This window comes from Methylobacterium sp. J-068, from assembly GCF_022829445.1.
Lineage (GTDB): Bacteria > Pseudomonadota > Alphaproteobacteria > Rhizobiales > Beijerinckiaceae > Methylobacterium.
In genome coordinates, this window is the sequence record NZ_JAKSXY010000045.1 from 1 (window position 1) to 1,234 (window position 1,234).

1 protein-coding gene is annotated in these 1,234 nt (G+C 70.6%); it reads left to right on the forward strand.

Annotated elements, in window-relative coordinates:
- Positions 1 to 1,234: UDP-glucose dehydrogenase family protein (locus tag MKK54_RS03885; RefSeq protein ID WP_244009266.1), on the forward strand; the 1,234-nt coding region annotated here is incomplete at both ends.

Sequence of the window (1,234 nt, forward strand, 5' to 3'; positions counted from 1 at the left end):
GGCTCCGGCTATGTCGGTCTGGTTTCGGGCACGTGCTTTGCGGATTTCGGGCACACGGTGGTGTGCGTGGACAAGGACCCGGCCAAGATCGCGGCGCTGAATGCCGGGCGCATGCCGATCTACGAGCCCGGGCTCGAGGCCCTGGTGGCCGAGAACGTGCGCCAGGAGCGCCTGAGCTTCACCACCGACTTCGCCCCCGCCGTGGCGCAGGCCGAGGCGGTGTTCATCGCGGTGGGCACGCCGTCCCGGCGCGGCGACGGGTTCGCCGACCTCTCCTACGTCTTTTCCGCCGCCCGCGAGATCGCCGCGGCGCTGACCGGCTTCACCGTGGTGGTCACCAAGTCCACCGTGCCGGTGGGCACCGGCGACGAGGTCGAGCGCATCATCCGCGAGACCAACCCGGAGGCGCAGGTGGCGGTGGTCTCGAACCCCGAGTTCCTGCGCGAGGGCGCGGCCATCGAGGACTTCAAGCGCCCCGACCGCATCGTCATCGGCGCCGAGGACGCGCGCGGCGCGGCCGTGATGGGCGAGGTCTACCGCCCGCTCTACCTCAACGCCGCGCCCATCCTCTACACCGACCGGCGCACCGCCGAGCTGACCAAGTACGCCGCCAACGCGTTTCTCGCCACCAAGATCACCTTCATCAACGAGATCGCGGACCTGTGCGAGCAGGTGGGCGCCAACGTGCAGGAGGTCGCCCGCGGCATCGGGCTGGACAACCGCATCGGGGCGAAGTTCCTGCATGCCGGCCCCGGCTACGGCGGCTCGTGCTTTCCCAAAGACACCCTGGCGCTGGTCAAGACGGCCCAGGACGCGGGCACCCCGGTGCGCCTCGTCGAGACCGTGGTGGCGGTCAACGACCAGAGGAAGCGCGCCATGGCCCGCAAGGTGATCCTGGCCTGCGGCGGCTCGGTGCGGGGCAAGACCATCGCGATCCTGGGCCTGACCTTCAAGCCCAACACCGACGACATGCGCGACGCGCCCGCGCTCTCGATCATCACGGGCCTGCAGGACGGGGGCGCGCGCATCCGGGCCTACGACCCCGAGGGCATGGAGGCGGCGCGCCCGATGCTCAGCGACGTCACCTACGCCACCGACGCCTACGACTGCGCGCAAGGCGCGGACGCGGTGGTGATCGTGACCGAGTGGAACGCCTTCCGGGCCCTCGACTTCGCCAGGCTGCGCGCCGCCATGACCGCCCCCGTCATGGTCGACCTGCGCAACGTCTACAAGG